Source organism: Gilliamella sp. B2717, assembly GCF_026536675.1.
GTDB lineage: Bacteria > Pseudomonadota > Gammaproteobacteria > Enterobacterales > Orbaceae > Gilliamella > Gilliamella apicola_I.
In genome coordinates this window covers 459-836 of the sequence record NZ_JAFNNQ010000039.1, presented here as the reverse complement: position 1 = coordinate 836, position 378 = coordinate 459, and the positions used below count along the sequence as shown (strand labels likewise).

Below are 378 nucleotides of genomic sequence, written 5' to 3'. Positions count from 1 at the left end.
TATCTTGCTCCCAAAATGCCGGCGCAGGCTCTTTGGGGTTATCCTCATAGTACTTTGTATCCGCCAAATGCATATATAAACTATAAAAATACAGCTTATGACCGGGCTGTTTAGGTTTAGCCGTTTCAGTAGCAGGCGGTGTACTTGCTGTTGATGCGTCACCGGTTGTCGTTGGCGTATTGGTATTAGTATTCGTGCCCGTTGGTGATGTCGTTACCGGTGTTGTCGTGGCTGGCGATGTATTTGACGACGGTAATGCATTCGCTGCCGGTGCCGTTGAATTTTCAGTTGAGCTATTTGTAGCTGCCTCAGGGGATGACTGACTTTCTGCCGTTGGTGGTGTTGGGGTTGTTGGGGTTGGTGTCGCTGGCGGGGTCG

The 378-nt window shown here is 50.3% G+C and carries 1 pseudogene; it reads right to left on the bottom strand.

The features are described from left to right. Positions 1-378: pseudogene (locus J3U35_RS05670) on the bottom strand (hypothetical protein); the annotation flags it as partial.